Genomic DNA, 20,931 nt, shown 5'->3' with positions numbered 1-20,931 from the left:
TGCGCGGGTCCGCCGGCTGGCCACGGTCGGCGCCGTCACCGCCGCGGTGGTGATGGGGCAGGCATCCGCCGTATCGGCCGCCCCGGCCAGCCCCCCGAACGTGTCGCCGGCGTTCACCGAGTCGGTGCGGCCGGTGCTGCGCGCGGCGACCACGACCCCCGGTACCGGCTCGGCGTCATTGAAGTTCTATGCCCGCACCGTGGGCTCTGCGACGTGGGACCTGCTCGACGGTGCCACCGTCAGCGTGCCCACTGTGAGCGGGGCGACCGGAAGTGCTTCGCTGCGGGCAGGTTGAGCATCCAGCAGCCCTACGAGTACCGCGCCGAGCACTGCGACAGCACCGGCTGCACCAGCTCGGCGACGCTGACCAGCCAGGTGTCCCCCGACGTCGGCATCGGCCCCCGGCCTGGTGCCTCTCGGGTGCCGTTCACTATCGGCGACCAGATCAACGCCCAGGTCGACGTCGGCAGCGGCAACCTGATGGTGAGCACCCCGCAGCTCACCGTTCCCCGCGTGGCCGGGGACCTGTCGGTGGGCTCGGTCTACAACAGCACCAGTCGGGCCGGCACGAGGTTCTCGACCTCGCTGAGCTCGGGCTGGCGGCTGTCCACCGGCTCGGATGTGTACCTGCGCCACGAGGGCATCACCGGGGCGGTCACCTACTACGGCGACAACGGGCTGACCGGGGTGTTCCTCCCCGCCGGCGGTGACACCTACTCCTCCCCGGCCGGGTTCAAGATGACCCTGACCGGCAACAGTCGCGCCGGGTGGACGCTGACCGACCACGCCTCGGCCGACAAGCGGACGTTCAACGCCGCCGGCCAGCTCACCGCGCTCACCGACCGCAACGGCAACGCCACCACCTTCACCTACAACGGCGCCGCACTCACCTCCATCGTCGGCGACTCCGGGCCGGTGACCGCCCGCACCCTGAAGGTCAGCACCGCCTCCGGCAGCAAGCGCATCACCCGGATCCAGCAGAACCCGCAGTACGAGCGGGGCGGCAGTCCCCGGTGGGCCAGCTACTCCTACAACAGCGCCGGCCAGCTGGCCTCGATCACCGACGCCCTCGGCCGGGTCACCCGCTTCGACCACGGCAGCCAGGGCAACCTCAACGCCGTCACCGCCCCCGGCGGAGCGGTCACCCGCTTCACCTATGACGGCCTCGGCCGGGTGCTGACCATCACCCAGCCCACCGGCGAGGCCGGAGTGCCGGCGGTGACCCGGTTCACCTACAGCGACACCGCCACCGCGATGGCCGACCCGAACACCGGCCAGGGTGGTGACGCGACCAAGGTGCCGCACACCAGCTACGAGCACACCACCGACGGCATGAAGCTCATCGCCAAGGCCACCGACCCCACCGGCAACGTCCGGGAGGCCAGCTACACCCCGCTGCTGGACGTGGCCAGCGCCAGCGACTCGGCCGGTTCCACCAGCTTCGGCTACGACGCCGCAGTCAACAGCGGGGAGTCACTCACCGGGGTCACCGGCGCGACCGGGGCCACCTCTTCGTTCAGCTACGGCAACAGCGGCCCCGCCCAGTTCCAGCCCTCCAGTGGCACCGACGCCCAGGGCAACGCCTCCACCTACACCTACAGCGGCGCCGGCAACCGGCTGTCGGCGGCCAACGCCGACGGCGTGCAGGCCACGGTCACCTACAACACCGACGGCACCGTGGCCACCGCCACCAGCCCGTCGGGTGCGGTCACCAGCTACACCTACGACGCCAACAAGCAGCTGACCGGCATCACCCCGCCGGCCGACAGCACCCTGGAAGCCCGCGCCTACGCCTACGACGAGTTCGGCCGGATGCGCACCTACACCTCCGGGCGAGGGATCACCCAGACCTACACCTACGACGCCCTGGACCGGCTCACCAAGACCGCCACCAGCAACGGCGGCGGCGCCGTCACCTACGACTACGACGACGCCGGCCGGCTCACCTCGCGCCTGGACCCCTCGGGCGCCACCACCATGAGCTACGACCCGCTGGGCCGGCTCACCTCCCGGGTGCACTCGATGAACGACCTGACCCTCGAGTACAGCTACGACAAGACCGGCAACCTGGTCACCGCCACCGACCCCGGCGGCACCACCACCTACGCCTACGACCACCGCAACCTCGTCACCCGGATGACGCTGCCCAACAACCAGCTCATCGACTTCGGGTACGACGCCGACGGCCGCCGCACCGACACCTGGACCAACGTCAACGCCGGCCACACCCGCTGGGCCGCACACACCCGCACCGACTACGACGCGGCCGGCCGCGTGGCCCGGGTGTGGACCTCGACCTCCAACCCCTGGTCAGGCACCTCCAACGACGCCACCCGGCCCAGCGACCTCTCCTACACCTACGCCTCCAACGGCACCGCGTGCAGCGGCGGCCAGCCCGAAGGCACCGACACCGCCCTGCGGCAGTCGATGACCGACCACACCACCGGGCTGACCACCACCTACTGCTACGACACCGCCAACCGGCTCACCTCCGCCACCACCCCCGGCGGAGACACCTTCACCTACAGCTACGACGTCAACGGCAACCGCACCCAGCAGACCAAGAACGGTGCCGTCGTCGACACCCAGACCGTCAACGCAGCCGACCAGCTCACCATGACCGGCTACGCCCACGACGAATCCGGCAACACGACCTCCTCCCCAGAGCTGGGCACGATCACCTACAACGCCACCGAGCAGATGACCCAGCGTGAGAGTGCCGCCGGCCGGGCGACCTACAGCTACGCCGGCACCAACCAGGTCGAGATGCTCACCATGGCCAAGCCCGGTGACACCCGGACCATCACCTACGGACGCAACGACGCCAACGGCCTGCCCCTCATCGGGGCATACAACGCCGAGGGCGGCACCTCCTACATCGCTCACGACCCCAACGGCACACCCGTCGCGATCCGGGCGTTCACCGGCCAGACGCACTACTACGCCGAAGACGGCCTGGGCTCCACCACTGCCCTGATCAACCAGGACGGCAACACCACCGGGCTCTACGACTACGACCCCTCCGGCGAAGTCACCATCGCCGCCTCCCCCAGCACCGGCGTCGTCCGGGTCAACCCCTTCCGCTACGCCGGCGGCACCTACGACTACACCAGCAACCTCATCAAGTTCGGCCAGCGCTGGTACGACCCCAACACCGGCCGCTTCACCCAACAAGACGCCCTCGAAACCCTCGCCGACCCCACCCGCGCCAACCGCTACGAATACGCTGGTGGAAATCCTGTCAACTATGTGGATCCGACTGGCGAAAGCTTCCTGGGATGCTTGGGTACAAGCCTCGTCGCGGTTGGAGCACTAGGGGCATTCGCGGCGGCCCCGTTCACTCTAGGAGCATCGGCTGGTGCTTACGTTGCGGTCGCTAGCCTGGGGGCGACTTCCATAGGGTCGGACCTTCTCGTTCTCGACCAGTGCTTCTGATCGAGAGGATGAGATGAGTTCCCGATTTGCTATAGCGATAGCTGCTGCGCTAGCAGCAGTGGGTGCGGTATTTGGTCTGCTCGCGCAAGAGTGGTCTGTGGTGGTGACTGGTGTACTGGTGATGGGAATCGCGGTGCTAGTGCTTTTAGCTCCCGCAGTCCCGAGCGAACCAGTGCCCAAAGGGTGGCCTCGAGTGGCCATCCTGGTCTCCACACTCGTCCCCCTGGTGGCCCTTGGCGTGGGTGTCACGGTTGCACTCAAGGCGGATGGCGGAGCGGCTCAGTTCATTGGTGCAGTGCTGGCTGTCGCGGCAGCGATCGCTCTCACGGTGCTGCTGATGGCAGCGTCGCGGAGAGGCTCGGCACCTTGATCCTGCTCTGCTCGAGTTCTACCTGCCCATCTGGAACGCCAACGGACGCGCGGGTGCGCACACCTTCGACCGCGAGGCCTGATTTCAAGTGTTGGCTTCAGGCGGTGCTTGCAACACCCTGAGTGAAGGGTGGACAGGTGGCGATTACTCGAGACCTCGACGGGTGCTTGACGTCGGTCGGCGCGTCGCGAGCCCCGTCATTGCCAACCTCGGAACTAGCAAGAACTAGTGGTGAGTGCAGGTCGGTGACGCGGAGATCGGTCGAGTTGACAGGTGATCGCCGGTGGCCCCGGACGCGGTCCTGGGGGTCGACAGCTGTCGGCACAAGACTGGTCGTCTCGGTTCAGACGGTGTCGGTGGTGGTCAGTTCGACCTGCTCCTTGCGGAGCTGGTCGGAGACGGTGGTCTGCTCGGTGACCCACGAGGTGGCCAGCCGCACCCGCTCCGCCGGCCGCCGCTCGACGGTGACCACCGGCTCGTCGGCGTAGAGGGTCACCCACCCGCCGGTGCTGGTCTCCCGCTGGGTGCCCGGGGCGCCGGCGTCCCGGGCGCTGTCGCGAGAAGTCAACGGCAGGTGCTCGATCCGGGCGCGCTGCCGGGTCACGGTCACCGGCACCATGACCTCCTCGGTGACCTCCTCGATCCGGAGCACCGCGCGGGTCCACGGCTCCACGACCGTGGCCACGTCCAGCTGCTCCTCGGCGCGGGTCATCGCGCCGTCCGACGCTGTCCCGGACGAGGCTGAGGGGCGGGTGCCGGCGTAGTGCGCCCGCAGGGTGGTCTCCTCGGCCGGGGTGAGCCGGTCGGGCTGCGCCACCCGGGGCGCTGCCCCGACGGCGGCCGCGGAGACGGGCAGCCGGAGCCGCCCGTCGGTGAAGTCGACACCGGCGACCGGTGCGATGACCGGCACCTCGTCGGTGTCGGGGTGTGCGTGCAGGCCCGGGGTCAGCCCGACCCAGGTGGGCTGCCCGGTCACGTCGTCCAGGAAGACGGCGGTGACCGTGCCGAGGGGCGTCCCGTCCCGGTCGTCGGCGATCGCCCCGATGACTGGGGGCAGAGCGGAGTCACTGGCCATGCCTGTGGATGATCCGGAACCCCGGGGTCTAACCATCCTCGGCGCGTCGGCCGGGAAGTCGGTTGGCCTGCTCGCCGGCCGCGCGTAACGTCCTCCGACCGTGTCTGCTGCCGCCGCCGAAGGAACCCAGACCACCGCCGACCCCGTCCTCGCCGCTGAGCGCGACCACCTGCTCCGCGCCGCCGACTGCCTCACCCAGATGCGCTCCGCCGCGGTCTCGACCGCCGACGCCGGCGTCGACGCCTGGGCCTCCGAGCGGCTGGGCGCCGCCCGCGCCGAGCGGCTCCGCTCGCTGGCCCACGACCCCGGCGTCCCGGCGTTCTTCGGCCGCACCGACGGCGCCGCCGGGTCCGGGCCGGACGGGGTGGCGGAGACCTTCCACATCGGCCGCCGGCACGTCCGGGACGCCGCCGGTGACCCGGTGGTGATCGACTGGCGGGCGCCGATGAGCCGGCCGTTCTACCAGGCCAGCGCCACCGAACCGCAGGGCCTGGCCCGCCGGCGCCGGTTCGGCTTCGCCGAGGGCGCGCTCACCAGCTACGAGGACGAGCACCTCGCCGAGGGCGAGGACGACGGCGGTACCGGCGACATCCTGCGGCAGGAGATCGAGCGCCCGCGCAGCGGCCCGATGCGCGACATCGTGGCCACCATCCAGCCCGACCAGGACGACATCGTCCGGGCTCCGCTGACCGAGTCGATCTGCGTGCAGGGCGCACCGGGCACCGGCAAGACCGCGGTCGGGCTGCACCGGGCCGCCTACCTGCTCTACACCCACGGCGAGCAGCTGGCCCGCACCGGCGTGCTGGTCGTCGGGCCGAACAAGGCCTTCCTCCGCTACATCGAGCAGGTGCTGCCCGCGCTCGGCGAGGTGGAGGTCGACCAGGCGACGGTGGAGAGCCTCACCGCGCGGGTGACGGTGCGGGCGCAGGACGCTCCGGAGGTCGCCGTCCTCAAGGGCGACCCGCGGCTGGCCGACGTGCTGCGGCGGGCGCTGTGGAGCGGCGTCCGCAAGCCGGTGGAGTCGGTGCAGGTGACGCTGTCGGGCCGGAAGTACCGGATCGGGGAGGACCGGCTCAAGCGCTTCGTCGACGACCTGCGCCGCGCCGGCACCAGCGGCGTCGACGAGCAGCAGCTGGTGCACTACGCGGCCGGCCGGGAGCGGCTGGCCATGGGGCTGGCCGAGTACGCCCGCCGGCTCAAGGAGGCCGGCGGCGGCAGCCCGACGGACGCCGAGACCCGCCGGTGCGCCCGCAGCGCCGAGGTGCGCGCCTTCTGCGACGCCGTCTGGCCCGCGGTGGACGCCGCCGGGCTGGTGCACGACCTGTTCACCGACCCCGAGCGGCTGGCCCGGGCGGCGAACGGCGTGCTCACCGCGGAGGAGCAGGCGCTGCTGCACTGGCCGAAGCCGCCGCGCTCGGTGCGGGCCGCCCGCTGGACCCCGGCCGACGCCGTGCTGGTCGACGAGGTGGCCGGGATGCTGGAGCGGACGCCCGGCTACGGGCACGTGGTCGTCGACGAGGCGCAGGACCTCTCCCCGATGCAGTGCCGGGCGATCGCCCGCCGGCTGGCCGCCGGGTCGCTGACCGTGCTCGGCGACCTGGCCCAGGCCACCAGCCCCTGGTCGGTGGCCGACTGGTCGCAGACGCTGACCGCGCTGGGCCGCCCGGACACCGTCGTGCGCCCGCTGACCCGCGGTTACCGGGTGCCCGGGGAGGTGCTCGACTTCGCCAACCGGCTGCTGCCCTCGCTCGCTCCCGGCCTGGGTCAGGCCACCGCGGTGCGCCGGGAGCCGGGCTCGCTGCGGCTGCGGCCGGTGGCGCTGCTAGCCGAGCCGCTGGTGGAGGTGGTCCGGGAGCTGGCGGCAGGGGAGGGCTCGACCGGCGTCGTCTGCGCCGACGTCTCGGTGGCCGAGGTGGTCGACCTCCTCGTCGGCGCCGGCCTGGACGTCGCCGCGCTCACCGACGACGGCGCGGAGACCACCCGCGTCTCGGTGGTGCCGGCGACCCTGGCCAAGGGCCTGGAGTTCGACGCGGTCGTGGTCGTGGAGCCGGCGGCGATCGTCGCCGCCGAGCCGCGCGGGCTGCACCGGCTCTACGTCGTCCTCACCCGGGCGGTGAGCACGCTGGTCGTGCTGCACCGGGAGCAGCTGCCGGCCCAGCTCGCCGGCTGAGGCGGGTCCCTAGGCTGCGGTGATGGCCGACTCCCTGCGCACAGCGCTGCGCGCACCCGCTGCCCCGGTCGCCCTCGCCGATCTCGACCCGCGGTCGACGCCGCAGGCCCCCGGCGACAAGGAGCGCACCAAGGACGTCGCGGCAGCCGAGGGGCGGCGGCTGGCCGAGCTGCAGGAGCAGCTGTACGCCGAGGGGGTGACCGGCGGCCGCCGCCGGGTGCTGCTGGTGCTGCAGGGGATGGACACCAGCGGCAAGGGCGGCGTCGTCCGGCACGTGGTGGGCGCCGTGCAGCCGCAGGGTGTCGCGGTGGCCGGCTTCAAGCGGCCGACGCCCGAGGAGCTGCGGCACGGGTTCCTCTGGCGGGTGCGTCGCGCGGTGCCCGGGCCGGGGATGCTCGGCGTCTTCGACCGGTCGCACTACGAGGACGTGCTGGTCGGCCGGGTGCGCGAGCTGGCGACGCCGGCGGTCATCGAGCGGCGGTACAAGGAGATCGTGCGGTTCGAGCAGCAGCTCGTCGATGAGGGCGTCACCCTGGTCAAGGTCTTCCTGCACCTGTCGCCGTGGGAGCAGAAGCAGCGGCTGCTGGCCCGGCTCGACGACTCGGCCAAGCGGTGGAAGTTCGACCCCGCCGACCTCGACGACCGCGCGCTGTGGCCGGCCTACCAGCGCGCCTACGAGACGGTGCTGGACCGCACCAGCACCGGCACCGCGCCCTGGTACGTCGTGCCGGCCGACCGCAAGTGGTACCGCAACTGGGCGGTGGGCCGGCTGCTGCTGGAGACGGTCGAGGAGCTCGACCCGCGGCTGCCCGAGCCCACCTGGGACGTCGCCGAGCAGCGCGACCGGCTGATCGAGGAGCACCCGGTCACCGGCTGACCACCCTGAGCAGGGGTGTGCCCCGCCGTACCGCCGGGTAGCCCAGCCCACCGAGCGGGCGCCCTCCCGCCGAGCCGAGGACGGGACGCACGCGTGACCTTCGCCGAGCTGCCGTACGCCGCCGCGTGGCGCCACCACCAGGCGCGCACCGGCTTCGAGGTCGTGCACTTCCAGCGGACCCCCGGCGGTGTCCAGGTCGCCGGCTGCACCACCGCCGTGACCGACGGCGTGCCGTGGACGGTGGAGTACCTGCTCGACCTGGACGGCGACTGGTCCACCCGCCGGGCCGCGGTCGCCGGGCGCTCCCCGGCCGGCCCGCGCAGCACCGTGCTGGAGGCGGTCGGCGACGCGCGGTGGCTGGTCGACGGCCTGCCGGCCCCGGACCTGGACGGCTGCCAGGACGTCGACCTGGAGTGCTCGGTGATGACCAACGCGCTGCCGGTGCACCGGCTGGCCCTGGCGGTCGGCCGCCGCGCGTCGGCCCCGGCGGCGTTCGTGCGCGCCGTCGGCCTGGGCGTCGACCGGCTGGAGCAGTCCTACACCCGGCTGCACGACGACGGGCCGCACCAGCAGTACCACTACAAGTCCCCGGCGTCGGACTTCAGCTGCCAGCTGGTGTTCGACCCGGCCGGGCTGGTGCTCGACTACCCGGGCACCGCCGTCCGTCAGCTCTGAGCCGGCGTCCCGCGGGTGATCCGCTCGTCCAGCGCCTGGGTGGCCAGCCAGCCGAAGAGCACCACGAACTGCAGCAGGAACAGCCAGAACGCCACGGCGAGCACCCCGCCGACCTCGGTCAGCCCGCCGAAGGGCGCGCCCAGGTCCAGCGGCAGGGCGAGGAAGAACACGAACCCCTGCAGGAACCCCGACAGCGAGGCCGCGGTGAACAGCGCGCCGGCGACCGCCGCCCGCCAGCGCAGCCGGCCGGCCGCGACCACCCGGAAGGTCCACACCAGCGGGAACGTGAGGGCGAACAGCACCGCGTAGTAGCCGGCCGCGAACCCGCCCAGCGCCGCGGCGAACCCCGGGGTGGCGGCCAGCCGGGCCAGCAGGTCGGCGACCAGCAGCAGCGGGTACATCAGCAGCGGGGCCAGCAGCAGCATCGGCAGCGCCAGCAGCCGGCCGCGCCAGGCGGTGAACCGGTCGTGCTCCGGGCTGAACCGCAGCAGCGCCCGGCGCAGGCCCTCGCCGTACAGCGAGATCGGCAGCAGGGTCAGCAGCGCCTCGACCAGGCTGAGGTCGGTACCGGCCTCAGCCAGCCGGGCCACCGCGCCCGGGGCGCCCAGCTCGGGCGGCAGCACCTGGACCAGCCGGTCGGTCAGCCGGTGCACGGTGTCGGCACCGGCCACCCAGCTGGTCAGCCCCAGCGACAGCACGAGTGCCGGGACGACGGCGATCCCGGCGTAGAAGGTCAGCCCGGCGGCGATGAGCGCGGTGTCCCGGCCACGCAGCCGTCCCCGTACCGCCCCCAGCAGGCCCCGCGCCTCCCTCGCCACCTGCACCCGGTCAGGTGATCACGCCGCTGCCGGTTGCGCGCGCCGGGCCGTCGGTCGGGCCACGGCGCCGGCCCCGGGCCGTCGTCCGGGTCAGCGGGAGGTGAGCAGGTGCTGAACGGCGGCGAAGCCGCCCAGGCCGCTGACCGCGCCACCGCGCACGGTGCCGCCGGAGGAGGCGGCCACCACCCGGGGGTGCGCGGTCGTCACGCCCCAGGTGCCGGCCTGGGCCGGGTCGAGGGCGACCGGCCAGGAGAGGTCGCCGTGGAAGATGTGCCCGCCCGGCATGGCCAGCGACGCCTCTACGTCCAGTGGTGAGGACGCCTGCAGGCACGGCCGCCCGTCGGCGTCCACTGCGAGGCAGCCGGCCAGCGGCTCGGTCAGGTGCGCGTCGAGCTGGGCGACGACCCGCCGCACCGCCTCCGCCCGGGTGCCCGCCGGGTCGGCGGCGTAGAGCTCGGCCGGGGTGTGCAGCCCGAACAGGGTCAGGGTGTGCAGCCCGGTGTCGCCGACGATCGAGGGATCGGTGAGCGAGTGGCAGTACACCTCGAACGGGACGACGTCGGGCAGCCGCCCGGCTGCGGCCTGCGCGTACGCGGCATCGATCTGGCCGGCGCCCTCGTCGACGTGCACGGTGCCGCCGAACACCCGGTGCGGGTCGGCGCCCGACCGCAGCCCGGGCAGTCGGTGCAGCACCATGTTGATCTTCAGCTGCGACCCGGACGGGCGGGTCGGCGACGGTGCGCCGAGCAGCTGGTCCAGCACCGCCGGCGCGGCACCGCCCACCACGTGGCCGGCGTCCACGGCGCGCGCCGTCCCGTCGTCGTCGGTCCAGTGCACGGTGACGCCGTGGGTCCGGATGTCCAGGGCGGTGACGGTGGCCCGGGTGACCAGCGTGGCGCCGCCGGCCCGCGCGGCGTCGGCGAGGGCGCCGCTGACCGCGCCCATCCCACCGACCGGCACCCGCCATCGGCCGGTGCCGTTGCCGACCAGGTGGTACAGGAAGCACCGCCCGGCCAGGCCGTCGGCGGCGTGCACGTCGGCAAAGGTGCCGATCAGCCCGTCGGTGAGCGCGATGCCCCGCACGTCGTCGTCGGTCAGGTGGTCGGCGACCACGTCGGCCAGCGGTCGCTGCCGAAGGTCGTGCCAGATCCCCGGGTCGCGCAGCCGGGCGGTGAGCTCCGCCTCGCTGGGCAGCGGCTCGGTCAGCGTCGGGGCGAGGTCCTCGGCCAGGGTGGCGAGCCGGCCGTAGAAGCGCTGCCAGCCGGCGAGCTCGGCGTCCGAGCCGGTGAGCGCCCGGAAGGACGCCGCCGTCTCCGGCCCCTCGTCCCGCTCGACCAGCAGCCCGCCCGGTCGGCCGCCGCGCAGCAGCGGGGTGAAGGAGGCCACCGGCCGGTCGAGCAGCCGGACCGGCAGGCGCAGGTCGGACACGATCCGGTCGGGCAGCAGGCTGACCAGGTAGGAGTACGCGGAGAGCCGGACGTCGACCCCGGGGAAGACCTGCTCGCTGACCGCGGCACCACCGAGGCCGGCCCGCCGCTCCAGCACCAGCACCGACCAGCCGGCCCGGGCCAGGTAGGCCGCGGCGGTCAGGCCGTTGTGGCCCCCGCCCACGACGACGGCGTCGTACCGGGCGGCGGTGCTCACGCCAGCTCCCGGGCGAAGCACAGCGAGAACGGGTCGTCGACGTAGTGCCCGAACGCCGGCACCGACCGGTAGCCGGCCGAGGTGTACAGCCCCACGGCCTCGGGCTGCCGCGGGCCGGTCTCCAGCAGCAGTGTCCGCCAGCCGCGACCGACCGCCGCGGCCTCCAGCGCGGTGAGGAGCAGCCGGGAGACCCCACGGCCCCGGGCGGCGGGGACGACGTACATCCGCTTCAGCTCGGCGGTGTCCGCCGTGAGCGGCCGCAGGGCGCCGCAGCCGATCGGCGTCCCGTCGTCGTCCCGGGCGAGCAGGACGACGGCCACGTCGGCGGCGGACGGCGGCACGCCGGGCTCGCCGGCCCCGTCGTACCGGGCGCGCAGCTCGACCTGCTGGGCGGCGGTCAGCTCGGCGATGGCCGGGTCGTCCCAGGCGGTGGTGGAGAGGGTCGGCACGGGTTCATCCTGGCGCGCCGCCGCCGCGTTGCCACCGTGGGCCGGGCTCGAGCAGGCATCCGACCGCCGGCTGTGCGCGCCCTCTCCCCGGCCCGCTGGCGGGTCAGCGCGGCGGTCGCGGAGCGTGACGGATCGCGCGCCAACGACCGGGTGTCGCAGCCGCGCCCGACGAGTCGCCCCCCTCCCGACCAGCGGTCCGAGCGACCAGGTCGGGTCGCGTGTCGTGCCGTCGACCGACCCTTCGGAGGCAGGGCGCTCCGTGGTGCGGACCGGAAACTCGGCATGTTTGTCACGCTCGGTGAGCGTGTTGCAGCACACGCCAGGAGTTTCTGCACAAAGTGCGCCCAGCCGTTTGTCACGAGCCCATAACGCACGTACGGTCACCAGCGGTCCTGACGGGCAACGCAGTCGCCCACCCGGGTGACGACCGACAGGACCGCCGCCGAACCACATGGCCCGCCGCGACACCCGCGGGCTCGTGGACCGGGGACCCACCGCAGCACTGGGGTGAAGCTCCTCGCGGCCCGATCCGGGCCCTGAGGTGCCGGGCGTCTTCCCGCCCGAACCCGTCAGCTAACTCGGTAGGCGGCAGGTGGAAGAAAGGACACACCCGCCGAACATGGCGAGTTCGCACACCTCTGCTCGGCGTGGCCGTTCCGGCCGCCGGGTCCTGTTCACCGTTGTCGCCGCCAGTGGCGTCGCCCTCTCTCCGCTTCCCGCGCTCGCCGCTCCCGAAACGCCGGAGACCTCCCAGGAGGCCGCCGCCCTCATCGCCGAGCGCGGTCACGACCTCGAGGTCGTCACCGAGGAGCTGCACGCCGCCAGCGACCAGCTGACCGCCCAGCAGGCCGCCGCGACCAAGGCCGCCGCCGAGCTGAAGGCCGCCGAGGCCGCGGTCGTCGAGGCCCGTGACCACGTGCGTGAGGTCGCCCGCAGCGCCTTCACCGGCGAGCAGCTGACCTCGCTGCAGGCCATGCTCACCAGCGAGTCCGCCGAGCAGATGATCGAGCGGATGGGCACGCTCGACAGCATCGCCGGGCACAACAACGAGATCCTGGGCGATGCCCAGGAGGCCACCGTCGTCGCCGACGAGGCCAAGGCCGCCGCCGAGAAGGCCGCCGCCGACGCCAAGGCCCTGGTCGACGAGGTCGCCGCCCGCCAGGCCGACCTGAACACCCAGATCGCCGAGTACCAGGCCGAGTACGACCGCCTCTCCGCCGAGGAGCGCGAGCGGGCCCGCGTCCTCGCCGAGCAGCACGCCGCAGCGGTCGCCGCGGCCGCCGCCGAGCGCAACGCCTCGCAGTCGGCGTCGCGGGCCGACCGCCCGTCCGCTTCGTCGTCCTCGTCGTCCTCGTCGTCCTCCTCGTCGTCGTCGGCTGCTGCCCCGGCGGCGTCCACGCCGGTCGTGGCCGGCAGCGGCGCGGCCGCCACCGCGGTCAACGTGGCGATGGCCCAGCGCGGCAAGCCCTACGTCTGGGGCGCCACCGGCCCGGGTTCCTACGACTGCTCCGGCCTGGTCAAGTACGCCTACGCCGCCGCCGGGGTCAACCTCCCGCGCAGCAGCAGCCAGCAGGCCACCGTCGGCCGGGCCGTCTCGCGGTCCGAGCTGCAGCCGGGCGACATCATCGCCTTCTACTCCCCGGTGAGCCACGTCGGCATCTACATCGGCAACGGCCAGATGGTCCACGCGCCGACGTCGGGTGACGTGGTCAAGGTGGCCAGCATCGACGTCATGGGCAGCATCACCGCGATGCGCCGGGTCGGCTGACACCCGCACCACCCCGCGACACCCACCGGTGCCCCGGTCGCCTGACGGCGGCCGGGGCACCGGCGCGTCCGGGCCCGCCGGCCGGGCCCGCTCGCACCACGCCCCGGTGGTGACGATCACGCATCCGCCGCTGCCCCGGCACGCTCGCGCCGGGCACCATGGTCGGGACGCCACCGGCCCGACACCGAGGAGTACCGTGCCCGCCGCCCTGACCGATCCGCGCACCGTCGCCCGCGCCTTCCGGGCCGTCGCCATCGCCGAGGCGGTGTCCTGGGTGCTGCTGCTGGCCGGCATGTTCGTCAAGCGGGTGCTGAACGCCTCCGAGCTCGGTGTGCAGGTCTTCGGTCCGGTGCACGGCGCGGTCTTCGTCGCCTACGTGCTGGTCACCCTGCTGGCCTGGCGGGTGCTCCGCTGGACGCCGCGCACCGCCGTGCTGGCCCTGGCGGCCTCGATCCCGCCGCTGGTCACCATCTGGTTCGAGCGCTGGGCGCACCGCACCGGCCGGCTGCCGGTGGACGCCGCCGAGCCGGTCCGCTGAGCCCCACCGTGGTCGAGCCGGTCCTCCCCGCCACCGCCCGCACGCTGCTCGCCCGCACCGCCCGGGTGCAGCGGGACAGCCGGGCGCCGAGCCTGGTCGCCGGCGTCGTCCGGGACGGCGGACTGGCCTGGTCGGCCGGGCGCGGCGACGTCGCCGAGCCGCACACCGACGTCCAGTACCGGCTCGGCTCGATCAGCAAGACCGTCACCGCCGTGGTGGTGATGCGGCTGCGCGACGAGGGCCGGCTCGGCCTCGACGACCTGCTGGAGCAGCACGTGCCCGGCACGCCGCTGGGCGACCGCACCGTCGGCCAGCTGCTCGCCCACCTGGCCGGCGCGACCTCGGAGAGCCCCGGCGGGTGGTGGGAGCGGGTGCCCGGCGGGCCGCTGGCCGACCTGCAGCTCACCGGCGCCGACGTCGTCCTCGGCGCGGCCCGGCGGTTCCACTACTCCAACCTGGGCTTCGGTCTCCTCGGCGAGCTGGTCGCCCGGCACCGGGGCCGGTCGTGGGAGGACGCCGTCCGGGACGAGGTGCTCGCCCCGCTGGGCATGACCCGCACGACGCCCCGGCCCAGCGGACGGGCGGCGCAGGGATCGGCGGTGCACCCCTGGGCCGACGTGGTGCTGCCCGAACCCGAGCACGACGCCGGGGTGATGGCCGCCGCCGGGCAGCTCTGGGCCACCCTGACCGACCTGGCCGGGTTCGCCGCCTTCCTGCTCGGCGATACCGCTGACGTGCTCGCCCCGGCCACGCTGGAGGAGATGACGGTGCCGGCCGGGGTCGACGCCTCGGTACCCGGCTGGTCGGCGTACGGGCTGGGCCTGCAGGTGCTCCGGGTCGACGGTCACACCCTCCTCGGGCACGGCGGGTCGATGCCCGGGTTCCTGGCCGGGGTGTTCGTCGACCGGGCCGAGCAGCTCGGCGCGGTCAGCCTGGCCAACACCACCAGCGGGCTCGAACCGCTGCTGCCCGGACTGCTCGCCGACGTCCGGTCCGCCGAGCCCCGCATCGTCGAGCCGTGGACGCCGTCGGTCCCGCCGGTGCCGCTGGAGGTGCTGGGCGTCTGGTTCTGGGGCCCGGCGCCGCACGTGCTGCGGGCACAGCCCGGCGGGCTGCTGCACCTGGGGCCGCTGCCCGGCCGGGCCGGGCGGGCCAGCCGGTTCGCCGCCCGGGACGACGGCACCTGGGTCGGGCTGGACGGCTACTACGCCGGCGAGACGCTGCGGATCGCCCCCGACCACCTGGACCTGGCGACGTTCGTGTTCACCCGCACCCCCTACGACCCCGGAGCCCCGGTGCCCGGAGGGGTGGACGAGCGCGGCTGGCAGGGTTGATCATGTCGCCCGTGCGGCGGCAGCGGGTGATCGGGATGCTCGGTGGGATGAGCTGGGAGTCCAGCGCCGAGTACTACCGGCTGGTCAACGAACTGGTGCGGGAACGGCTGGGCGGGCTGCACTCGGCCCGGTGCCTGCTGGCCTCGCTGGACTTCGCCGAGGTCGAACGGCTGCAGGTCGCGGGGGAGTGGGCGCAGGCCGGTGAGCTGCTGGCCGAGGCCGCCCGCGGGCTCGAGGCGGCGGGCGCCGAGCTCCTGCTGCTGTGCACCAACACCATGCACAAGGTGGCCGATCAGGTGCAGGACGCCGTCGGCATCCCCCTGCTGCACCTGGCCGACGCCACGGCAGCAGCGGTGCGGGCAGCCGGCCTCGACTCGGTCGGCCTGCTGGGCACCGCCTTCACCATGGAGCAGGACTTCTACCGGGACCGGCTGGCCGGCCACGGGTTGCGGGTGCTGGTCCCGCCGGCCGACGACCGGGCCCTGGTGCACCGGGTCATCTACGACGAGCTGTGCGTGGGCGTCGTCCGGGAGGAGTCCCGGGCCGCCTACCGCGAGGTCATCCGGCGGCTGGTCGACGCCGGTGCGCAGGGCGTCGTGCTGGGGTGCACGGAGATCGAGCTGCTGATCGGCCAGGCCGACAGCCCGGTGCCGGTCTTCCCGACCACCCGGCTGCATGCGGAGGCCGCGGTCACCGCGGCGCTGGCCGGAGACGATCAGGCGGTCGGGTAGAGGCCGGCGGCGTACTGCTCGCCGTAGTACCGCTCGAGCTCGGCCAGCGGGGTGGCGGCCGCCTCCTGCGCGTGCGCGATCTGGGCCCGGGTGGGCAGGTCGTCGGCGTCCCAGCTGGCCGGGTCCCAGAGCCGGGACCGCATGAACGCCTTGGCGCAGTGGAAGAAGACCGACTCGATCTCCACCACCATCGCCAGCAGCGGCCGGTTGCCCCGCACCACCATCCGGTCGAGCAGGTCCGCGTCGCGCACCAGCCGGGCCCGGCCCTGCACCCGGAAGGTGTCGGTGCGCCCGGGCACCAGGTAGATCAGCCCGACGTGCGGGTTGGACAGAATGTTGCGGAACCCGTCGGCGCGGCGGTTGCCGGCCCGCTCCGGCAACGCGATGGTCCGGTCGTCGAGGACGACGGTGAACCCGGGCGGGTCGCCTTTGGGCGAGACGTCGCAGCTGCCGTCGGCGGACGACGTCGCCACCAGGCAGAAGGGTGAGGCCGCCAGCCACTGGCGGTCGACCTCGTCGAGCGACGGGCGGTCCTTGGTCGCGGCCCGGGGCAGCGGCTCACCGATCAGCTCGCGGAGCTCGGCCTCGGTGGTGATCTCGTCCACCCGGCCAGTCTGGCCCCCGGCTGCGTCCGAGGCGTGCTCCTGGGCGTGCTCGCAGCCGGGGTGTCCCGTCAGAGCCGATCGAAGGCGTCCATCGTCGTCTTCACGACCGCGGCGTAGGCGATGTGCGGCACGAGGTCGCTCAGCCAGGAACTCGCCGACCAGGTGCGCGGGTCGGTGATGCCCAGGGCGGTCATCGGCCCGTTGGCGGCGACCAGCACCCCGCCGGCGATCAGGGCGGTGCCCACGGCGGGCCGGGACCGGAAGCCGGCGGCGCGGGCCACGCCGACGGCGACCCCGGTCCCGACACCGGCGAACAGCCCGGTGAGCGGGCCGAGTCCGGACACCCGGTTCTGCCGGGTCTCCTCGTCGCCGGGGATCTGCACGTGCGCCTTGTCGGCCAGCGCCTCGACGGTCTGCTCCGGCGTCGAGCTGCTGCCCCGCCCGCGCACCACCATGTCCAGGTAGGTGACCGCGTTGAGCGCCGTCGTGCCGGCCGCACCGGCGGCCGCGCCGCGCAGCACCCACCCCAGCGTGCTGATCCCGCGGCGGCCCGTGCCGATGGTCCCGATCGCTGTCCGCTTCGCCATGATCGCGGCCTACCCGGGCCCGGCGGGCGGGCAAACGGACCTCAGTCCCGGGTCAGCACCACCACGGTGGCGCGGCGCTCGAGCCGGCGGCGCCGGCGGACGGCGAGCACCCCGGCGAGCAGGGCCAGTAGCGCGGTGCCGCCCTGCAGGGCCGGCCCGGTCCATGCCGGCGCCCCGTCGGAGACCCCTGCCGGTGCGTCCCCCGTGCCCTGCGACGGCAGCCCGGTGACCGCCTCGCCCGCGCTTTCCACCTCGGCGGCCAGCTCCGGCGTCAGCGGCGTGGTGCCGCCGCAGAGACCAGCGGCCAGCTGCCCCTCCGGCGCGTCCGCGGGGTCGGTGGCGAAGACCAGGAACGGTCCGTCACCGCGCAGCTCGAGACCGCAGCTGGCACCGGAGTCGGCAGAGACGACCGGCTGCTCGGCGGACGCGGCGCCCTTGTGCAGGGAGTCGACGGTGAAGACGTGCAGGGCCGGGTCGCCGCTGCTGCGCACCCCGCCCGGCGGGTGCAGCACCTCCCGGGACAGCAGGGTGCCGGTGAAGACCACGTCGGCCGCCTCGAACTGCTCGAGCGTCGTGGCGGCCGCGCAGCTGCAGGCCGCGGCGGGGGGCGCGGCGACCCAGCCGGCGAGCAGCACGGCGCAGCCCAGCAGCAGGGTGCTCAGCGCGCGGCGCACGGCGTGCAGCATCCTCGGGGAGGGGCGGCTCGCGCCAGGGGTCCCGGCACGACGTCGTCCGCAGGAGGAGGCTGAGGTGGTGGCCGACGTCGACGGGGTGCTGGAGCGGACCATCGGGTCGCTGCTGGACCAGCGGCGCCCGGGCACCTCGATCTGCCCGTCGGAGGCCGCCCGCGCCGTCGACCCCGAGGGCTGGCGGGAGCTGATGCCCGCCGCGCGCGCCGCCGCCGGCCGGCTGGCCGCCGCCGGCGAGGTGGAGGTCACCCAGCGCGGCCAGGTCGTCGACGTGATGACGGCGCGGGGGCCGGTGCGGGTGCGGCGTCCGCACTGAGCCCAGCGGGGCGGTCGGTCAGTCCTCGGCCGCCCGTGCTGCGGCGCCGGCGGCCCGCTCGAGCAGCGGGGTCATCCGGTGGTCGACGAAGCGGCGCAGGGCCAGGTTCGTGTCGGTGCGCTGCACTCCCGGGATGGCCAGCACCTGCTCGGTGATCCGCCACAGGTCGTCGGCGTCCCGGGCGACCACCTGGACCAGCAGGTCGGCGACGCCGGACAGGCCGATGACCTCCAGCACCTCGGGGATCGCGGCCAGCGCATCGCCGACGTCGGCCAGGCTGCGCTGCACCACCTGCACGGTCACGTAGGCGCCCAGCCGGTAGCCCAGCGCCTCGGGGCGGACCCGTCGCTCGAACGGGTCGAGCACCCCGCCGGACTCGAGCCGGGCCAGCCGGGACTGGACCGTGTTGCGGGCCAGCCCCAGTTGCTGGGAGAGCGCCAGCACGGTGGCCCGCGGGTCCTCCGACAGGGCGAGCAGCAGCCGGGCGTCGGTGGCGTCCAGGGCGGGCACGCTGCTCAGTCTGACATGCGAGGACGTCCTACTACTGGTCATGGTGCTCACCACGTGGGCAGGGTGTTGCGCAGATCGGCCACGCGGTGATCTGCTCCACACCAGCGCACCGGCGTGCCACCATGTGTGAGTGGCGCCACACCCCGGTGCCGCAGTGGACGTCCAACGGCGGGCGCTCCGGTGACCCCGGGCCCGGTCGAGGCGAGACGGCGAGGAGAGTGGCGTGACGGCGTTGCAGCAGACCACCGAGGTGGTCGACCCGGTACCGGGGGCGGACGCCCCCCACCTGCCCGGCCAGCCCGACCTGGTGCAGCTGCTGACCCCCGAGGGTGAGCGGGTGGAGCACCCCGACTACCCGCTGGACGTCTCCGACGAGGAGCTCCGCGGGCTCTACCGCGACCTGGCCCTGGTCCGCCGCTGGGACGTCGAGGCCACAGCGCTGCAGCGGCAGGGCGAGCTGGGCATCTGGGCCTCGCTGCTCGGCCAGGAGGCCGCCCAGGTGGGCGCCGGCCGGGCGCTCGCCCCCGACGACATGGCCTTCCCGACCTACCGCGAGCACGGCGTCGCCTGGACCCGCGGCGTCGACCCGCTGCACGTGATCAGCCTGTTCCGCGGCGTCGACCAGGGCGGCTGGGACCCGGTGGCCCGGGCCTTCAACCTGTACACCGTCGTCATCGGCGCGCAGACCCTGCACGCCACCGGCTACGCGATGGGCCTGCAGCGCGACGGCGCGGAGAGCGCCGCGCTGGCCTTCCTCGGTGACGGCGCGACCAGCCAGGGCGAGGTCAACGAGGCGATGATCTGGGCGGCCACCTTCGCCGCGCCGGTCGTCTTCTTCTGCCAGAACAACCAGTACGCGATCAGCGTGCCGATCGAGCGCCAGTCCCGGGTGCCGCTGTTCCAGCGCGCCGCCGGGTTCGGCTTCCCGGGGGTGCGGGTCGACGGCAACGACGTCCTCGCCGTCCTGGCCGTCACCCGGGCGGCGCTGGCCGCCGCCCGGGAGGGCTCCGGACCGACCTTCATCGAGGCGTTCACCTACCGGATGGGCGCGCACACCACCTCCGACGACCCGACCCGCTACCGGCTGGCCAGCGAGCTGGAGGAGTGGAAGCTGCGCGACCCGATCGCCCGGCTCAAGGCGCACCTGTCCCGCACCGGCATCGCCGACGCCGACTTCTTCGCCTCGGTCGACGCCGAGGGCGACGAGCTCGCCGCCCGCATCCGGCAGGGCACGCTGGAGATGCCCGACCCGGCCGGCACCGAGATCTTCGACCACGTCTACGCCGAGCAGACCCCCGAGCTGGCCCGCCAGCGCGAGGAGTTCGTGGCCTACCACGCCTCGTTCGAGGGGGACCAGCAGTGACCGAGACGCTGACGATCGGCAAGGCGCTCAACCTGGGCCTGCGCAAGGCCATGGAGGACGACGCCAAGGTCGTGCTCATGGGCGAGGACATCGGCAAGCTCGGCGGGGTCTTCCGGATCACCGACGGCCTGCAGAAGGACTTCGGCGAGGCCCGGGTGGTCGACACCCCGCTGGCCGAGGCCGGCATCCTCGGCACCGCCGTCGGGCTGGCGATGCGCGGCTACCGGCCGGTCTGCGAGATCCAGTTCGACGGGTTCGTCTTCCCCGCCTACAACCAGATCGTCACCCAGGTCGCCAAGATCCACGCCCGCTCCCGCGGCAAGCTGCCGATGCCGATCGTCATCCGGATCCCCTTCGGTGGCGGCATCGGCGCGGTCGAGCACCACAGCGAGAGCCCCGAGGCGTACTTCGCGCACACCGCCGGCCTCAAGGTCGTGGCGGTGAGCACGCCCGCCGACGCCTACTGGGGCATCCAGCAGGCGATCGCCGCCCCCGACCCGGTCGTCTTCCTCGAGCCCAAGCGCCGGTACTGGGAGAAGGGCGCCGTCGACAGCGCCGCGACCCCCGACCCGCTGTTCGGCTCCCGGGTGGTGCGTGGCGGCGACGACGTCACCGTGCTCGCCTACGGCCCGATGGTGAAGACGGCGCTGCAGGCCGCCGAGGCCGCCGCCGAGGAGGGGCGTTCGCTCGAGGTGATCGACCTGCGCACCATCTCCCCGCTCGACCTCGACCCGGTGTTCGACTCGGTGCGCCGTACCGGCCGCTGCGTCGTCGTCCACGAGGCGCCGGTGACCCTGGGCCTGGGCGCGGAGATCGCCGCCCGGGTGACCGAGACCTGCTTCCACTCGCTGGAGGCGCCGGTGCTGCGGGTGGGCGGGTACGACACCCCGTACCCGCCGTCGAAGCTGGAGGAGGAGTACCTCCCCGACCTCGACCGCGTGCTCGACGCCGTCGACCGATCGCTGGGGTTCTGACCG

The 20,931-nt window shown here is 73.9% G+C and carries 20 protein-coding genes and 1 riboswitch; of the genes, 12 read left to right on the top strand and 8 right to left on the bottom strand.

The features are described 5' to 3' along the window. Window positions 1-291: 291 nt before the first annotated feature. Together Q1A09_RS07215 and Q1A09_RS07210 are read left to right on the top strand one after the other, a co-directional pair. Window positions 292-3,435 (top strand): RHS repeat-associated core domain-containing protein, encoded by a 3,144-nt coding sequence (locus Q1A09_RS07215; RefSeq protein ID WP_299952993.1) that lies wholly within the window; start codon window positions 292-294, stop codon window positions 3,433-3,435. 193 nt (window positions 3,436-3,628) lie between these two features. Continuing rightward, window positions 3,629-3,805, top strand: a complete 177-nt coding sequence (locus Q1A09_RS07210; protein ID WP_299952990.1) for a hypothetical protein — start codon at window positions 3,629-3,631, stop codon at window positions 3,803-3,805. Window positions 3,806-4,148: 343 nt separating this feature from the next. On the opposite strand, the gene Q1A09_RS07205 is transcribed toward Q1A09_RS07210, so the two are convergent. Continuing rightward, a complete protein-coding gene (locus Q1A09_RS07205) occupies window positions 4,149-4,880 on the bottom strand; it encodes a PRC and DUF2382 domain-containing protein (RefSeq protein ID WP_299952988.1) in 732 nt (243 codons plus the stop codon). Between the two features lie 100 nt (window positions 4,881-4,980). Between Q1A09_RS07205 and Q1A09_RS07200 the strand changes: the two genes are divergently transcribed. The 3 genes from Q1A09_RS07200 (at window position 4,981) to Q1A09_RS07190 (ending at window position 8,602) form a co-directional block, all read left to right on the top strand. Next, window positions 4,981-7,050, top strand: coding sequence for a UvrD-helicase domain-containing protein (locus tag Q1A09_RS07200; RefSeq protein WP_299952987.1), 2,070 nt, complete (start codon window positions 4,981-4,983; stop codon window positions 7,048-7,050). A 22-nt stretch (window positions 7,051-7,072) separates the two neighbouring features. Next, window positions 7,073-7,927: a PPK2 family polyphosphate kinase gene (locus Q1A09_RS07195; protein WP_299952985.1), complete on the top strand. Its 855-nt coding sequence runs from the start codon at window positions 7,073-7,075 to the stop codon at window positions 7,925-7,927. A gap of 93 nt (window positions 7,928-8,020) precedes the next feature. After that, on the top strand, window positions 8,021-8,602 hold the full coding sequence (locus tag Q1A09_RS07190) for a putative glycolipid-binding domain-containing protein (RefSeq protein ID WP_299952984.1): 582 nt from the start codon (window positions 8,021-8,023) through the stop codon (window positions 8,600-8,602). On the opposite strand, the gene Q1A09_RS07185 is transcribed toward Q1A09_RS07190, so the two are convergent. The 3 genes from Q1A09_RS07185 to Q1A09_RS07175 form a co-directional block, all read right to left on the bottom strand. Further along, entirely contained in the window at window positions 8,593-9,426 is an 834-nt protein-coding gene (locus Q1A09_RS07185; RefSeq protein WP_299952983.1) for a YhjD/YihY/BrkB family envelope integrity protein, read from the bottom strand. The genes Q1A09_RS07190 and Q1A09_RS07185 overlap by 10 nt on opposite strands. Window positions 9,427-9,510: 84 nt before the next feature. After that, entirely contained in the window at window positions 9,511-11,064 is a 1,554-nt protein-coding gene (locus tag Q1A09_RS07180) for an NAD(P)/FAD-dependent oxidoreductase (RefSeq protein ID WP_299952981.1), read from the bottom strand. Then, the gene (locus Q1A09_RS07175; protein ID WP_299952979.1) at window positions 11,061-11,513 is read right to left on the bottom strand and encodes a GNAT family N-acetyltransferase; all 453 of its coding nucleotides are present in this window, start codon (window positions 11,511-11,513) and stop codon (window positions 11,061-11,063) included. Before Q1A09_RS07175 ends, Q1A09_RS07180 begins: the two co-directional genes overlap by 4 nt. A gap of 447 nt (window positions 11,514-11,960) precedes the next feature. Beyond that, window positions 11,961-12,116: riboswitch (cyclic di-AMP (ydaO/yuaA leader) on the top strand. A gap of 16 nt (window positions 12,117-12,132) precedes the next feature. On the opposite strand from Q1A09_RS07175, the gene Q1A09_RS07170 reads away from it, so the two are divergent. From Q1A09_RS07170 to Q1A09_RS07155, 4 genes are all read left to right on the top strand, one after another. Beyond that, entirely contained in the window at window positions 12,133-13,281 is a 1,149-nt protein-coding gene (locus Q1A09_RS07170; RefSeq protein ID WP_299952977.1) for a C40 family peptidase, read from the top strand. Between the two features lie 196 nt (window positions 13,282-13,477). Further along, window positions 13,478-13,819, top strand: coding sequence for a DUF3817 domain-containing protein (locus tag Q1A09_RS07165; RefSeq protein ID WP_299952975.1), 342 nt, complete (start codon window positions 13,478-13,480; stop codon window positions 13,817-13,819). A gap of 8 nt (window positions 13,820-13,827) precedes the next feature. Beyond that, window positions 13,828-15,153, top strand: coding sequence for a serine hydrolase (locus tag Q1A09_RS07160; protein ID WP_299952973.1), 1,326 nt, complete (start codon window positions 13,828-13,830; stop codon window positions 15,151-15,153). Window positions 15,154-15,155: 2 nt separating this feature from the next. Then, complete coding sequence (locus tag Q1A09_RS07155) at window positions 15,156-15,884, top strand: aspartate/glutamate racemase family protein (RefSeq protein WP_299952972.1); 729 nt, start codon at window positions 15,156-15,158, stop codon at window positions 15,882-15,884. Here the strand turns inward: Q1A09_RS07155 and Q1A09_RS07150 are convergent. The 3 genes from Q1A09_RS07150 to Q1A09_RS07140 all read right to left on the bottom strand — a co-directional run bounded on the left by Q1A09_RS07150 (window position 15,869) and on the right by Q1A09_RS07140 (window position 17,750). Next, window positions 15,869-16,489: a pyridoxamine 5'-phosphate oxidase family protein gene (locus Q1A09_RS07150; protein ID WP_299952970.1), complete on the bottom strand. Its 621-nt coding sequence runs from the start codon at window positions 16,487-16,489 to the stop codon at window positions 15,869-15,871. The genes Q1A09_RS07155 and Q1A09_RS07150 overlap by 16 nt on opposite strands. Before the next feature lie 68 nt (window positions 16,490-16,557). Continuing rightward, complete coding sequence (locus tag Q1A09_RS07145; RefSeq protein WP_299952968.1) at window positions 16,558-17,076, bottom strand: hypothetical protein; 519 nt, start codon at window positions 17,074-17,076, stop codon at window positions 16,558-16,560. 41 nt (window positions 17,077-17,117) lie between these two features. Beyond that, window positions 17,118-17,750, bottom strand: a complete 633-nt coding sequence (locus Q1A09_RS07140; RefSeq protein WP_299952965.1) for a hypothetical protein — start codon at window positions 17,748-17,750, stop codon at window positions 17,118-17,120. Between the two features lie 79 nt (window positions 17,751-17,829). Here Q1A09_RS07140 and Q1A09_RS07135 point away from each other — a divergent pair, with 79 nt between their 5' ends. Continuing rightward, on the top strand, window positions 17,830-18,081 hold the full coding sequence (locus Q1A09_RS07135; protein WP_299952964.1) for a DUF3253 domain-containing protein: 252 nt from the start codon (window positions 17,830-17,832) through the stop codon (window positions 18,079-18,081). Window positions 18,082-18,099: 18 nt separating this feature from the next. Here the strand turns inward: Q1A09_RS07135 and Q1A09_RS07130 are convergent, their stop codons facing one another. Then, window positions 18,100-18,591, bottom strand: a complete 492-nt coding sequence (locus Q1A09_RS07130; RefSeq protein WP_299952962.1) for an Lrp/AsnC family transcriptional regulator — start codon at window positions 18,589-18,591, stop codon at window positions 18,100-18,102. A 223-nt stretch (window positions 18,592-18,814) separates the two neighbouring features. On the opposite strand from Q1A09_RS07130, the gene pdhA reads away from it, so the two are divergent. Together pdhA and Q1A09_RS07120 are read left to right on the top strand one after the other, a co-directional pair. Next, entirely contained in the window at window positions 18,815-19,954 is a 1,140-nt protein-coding gene (gene pdhA / locus Q1A09_RS07125; protein WP_299952960.1) for a pyruvate dehydrogenase (acetyl-transferring) E1 component subunit alpha, read from the top strand. Next, a complete protein-coding gene (locus tag Q1A09_RS07120) occupies window positions 19,951-20,928 on the top strand; it encodes an alpha-ketoacid dehydrogenase subunit beta (protein ID WP_299952958.1) in 978 nt (325 codons plus the stop codon). Before pdhA ends, Q1A09_RS07120 begins: the two co-directional genes overlap by 4 nt. Window positions 20,929-20,931: the final 3 nt, after the last annotated feature.

The sequence above is a fragment of the uncultured Modestobacter sp. genome (genome assembly GCF_947486615.1).
GTDB lineage: Bacteria > Actinomycetota > Actinomycetes > Mycobacteriales > Geodermatophilaceae > Modestobacter.
This window is presented reverse-complemented; position numbering and strand designations above follow the sequence as displayed.

Coding starts and splice junctions, on each gene's coding strand:
- Q1A09_RS07195 (WP_299952985.1), top strand. CDS start 7,073: ATGGCCGACTCCCTGCGCACAGCGCTGCGCGCACCCGCTGCCCCGGTC.
- Q1A09_RS07145 (WP_299952968.1), bottom strand. CDS start 17,076: ATGGCGAAGCGGACAGCGATCGGGACCATCGGCACGGGCCGCCGCGGG.
- Q1A09_RS07155 (WP_299952972.1), top strand. CDS start 15,156: ATGTCGCCCGTGCGGCGGCAGCGGGTGATCGGGATGCTCGGTGGGATG.
- Q1A09_RS07170 (WP_299952977.1), top strand. CDS start 12,133: ATGGCGAGTTCGCACACCTCTGCTCGGCGTGGCCGTTCCGGCCGCCGG.
- Q1A09_RS07205 (WP_299952988.1), bottom strand. CDS start 4,880: ATGGCCAGTGACTCCGCTCTGCCCCCAGTCATCGGGGCGATCGCCGAC.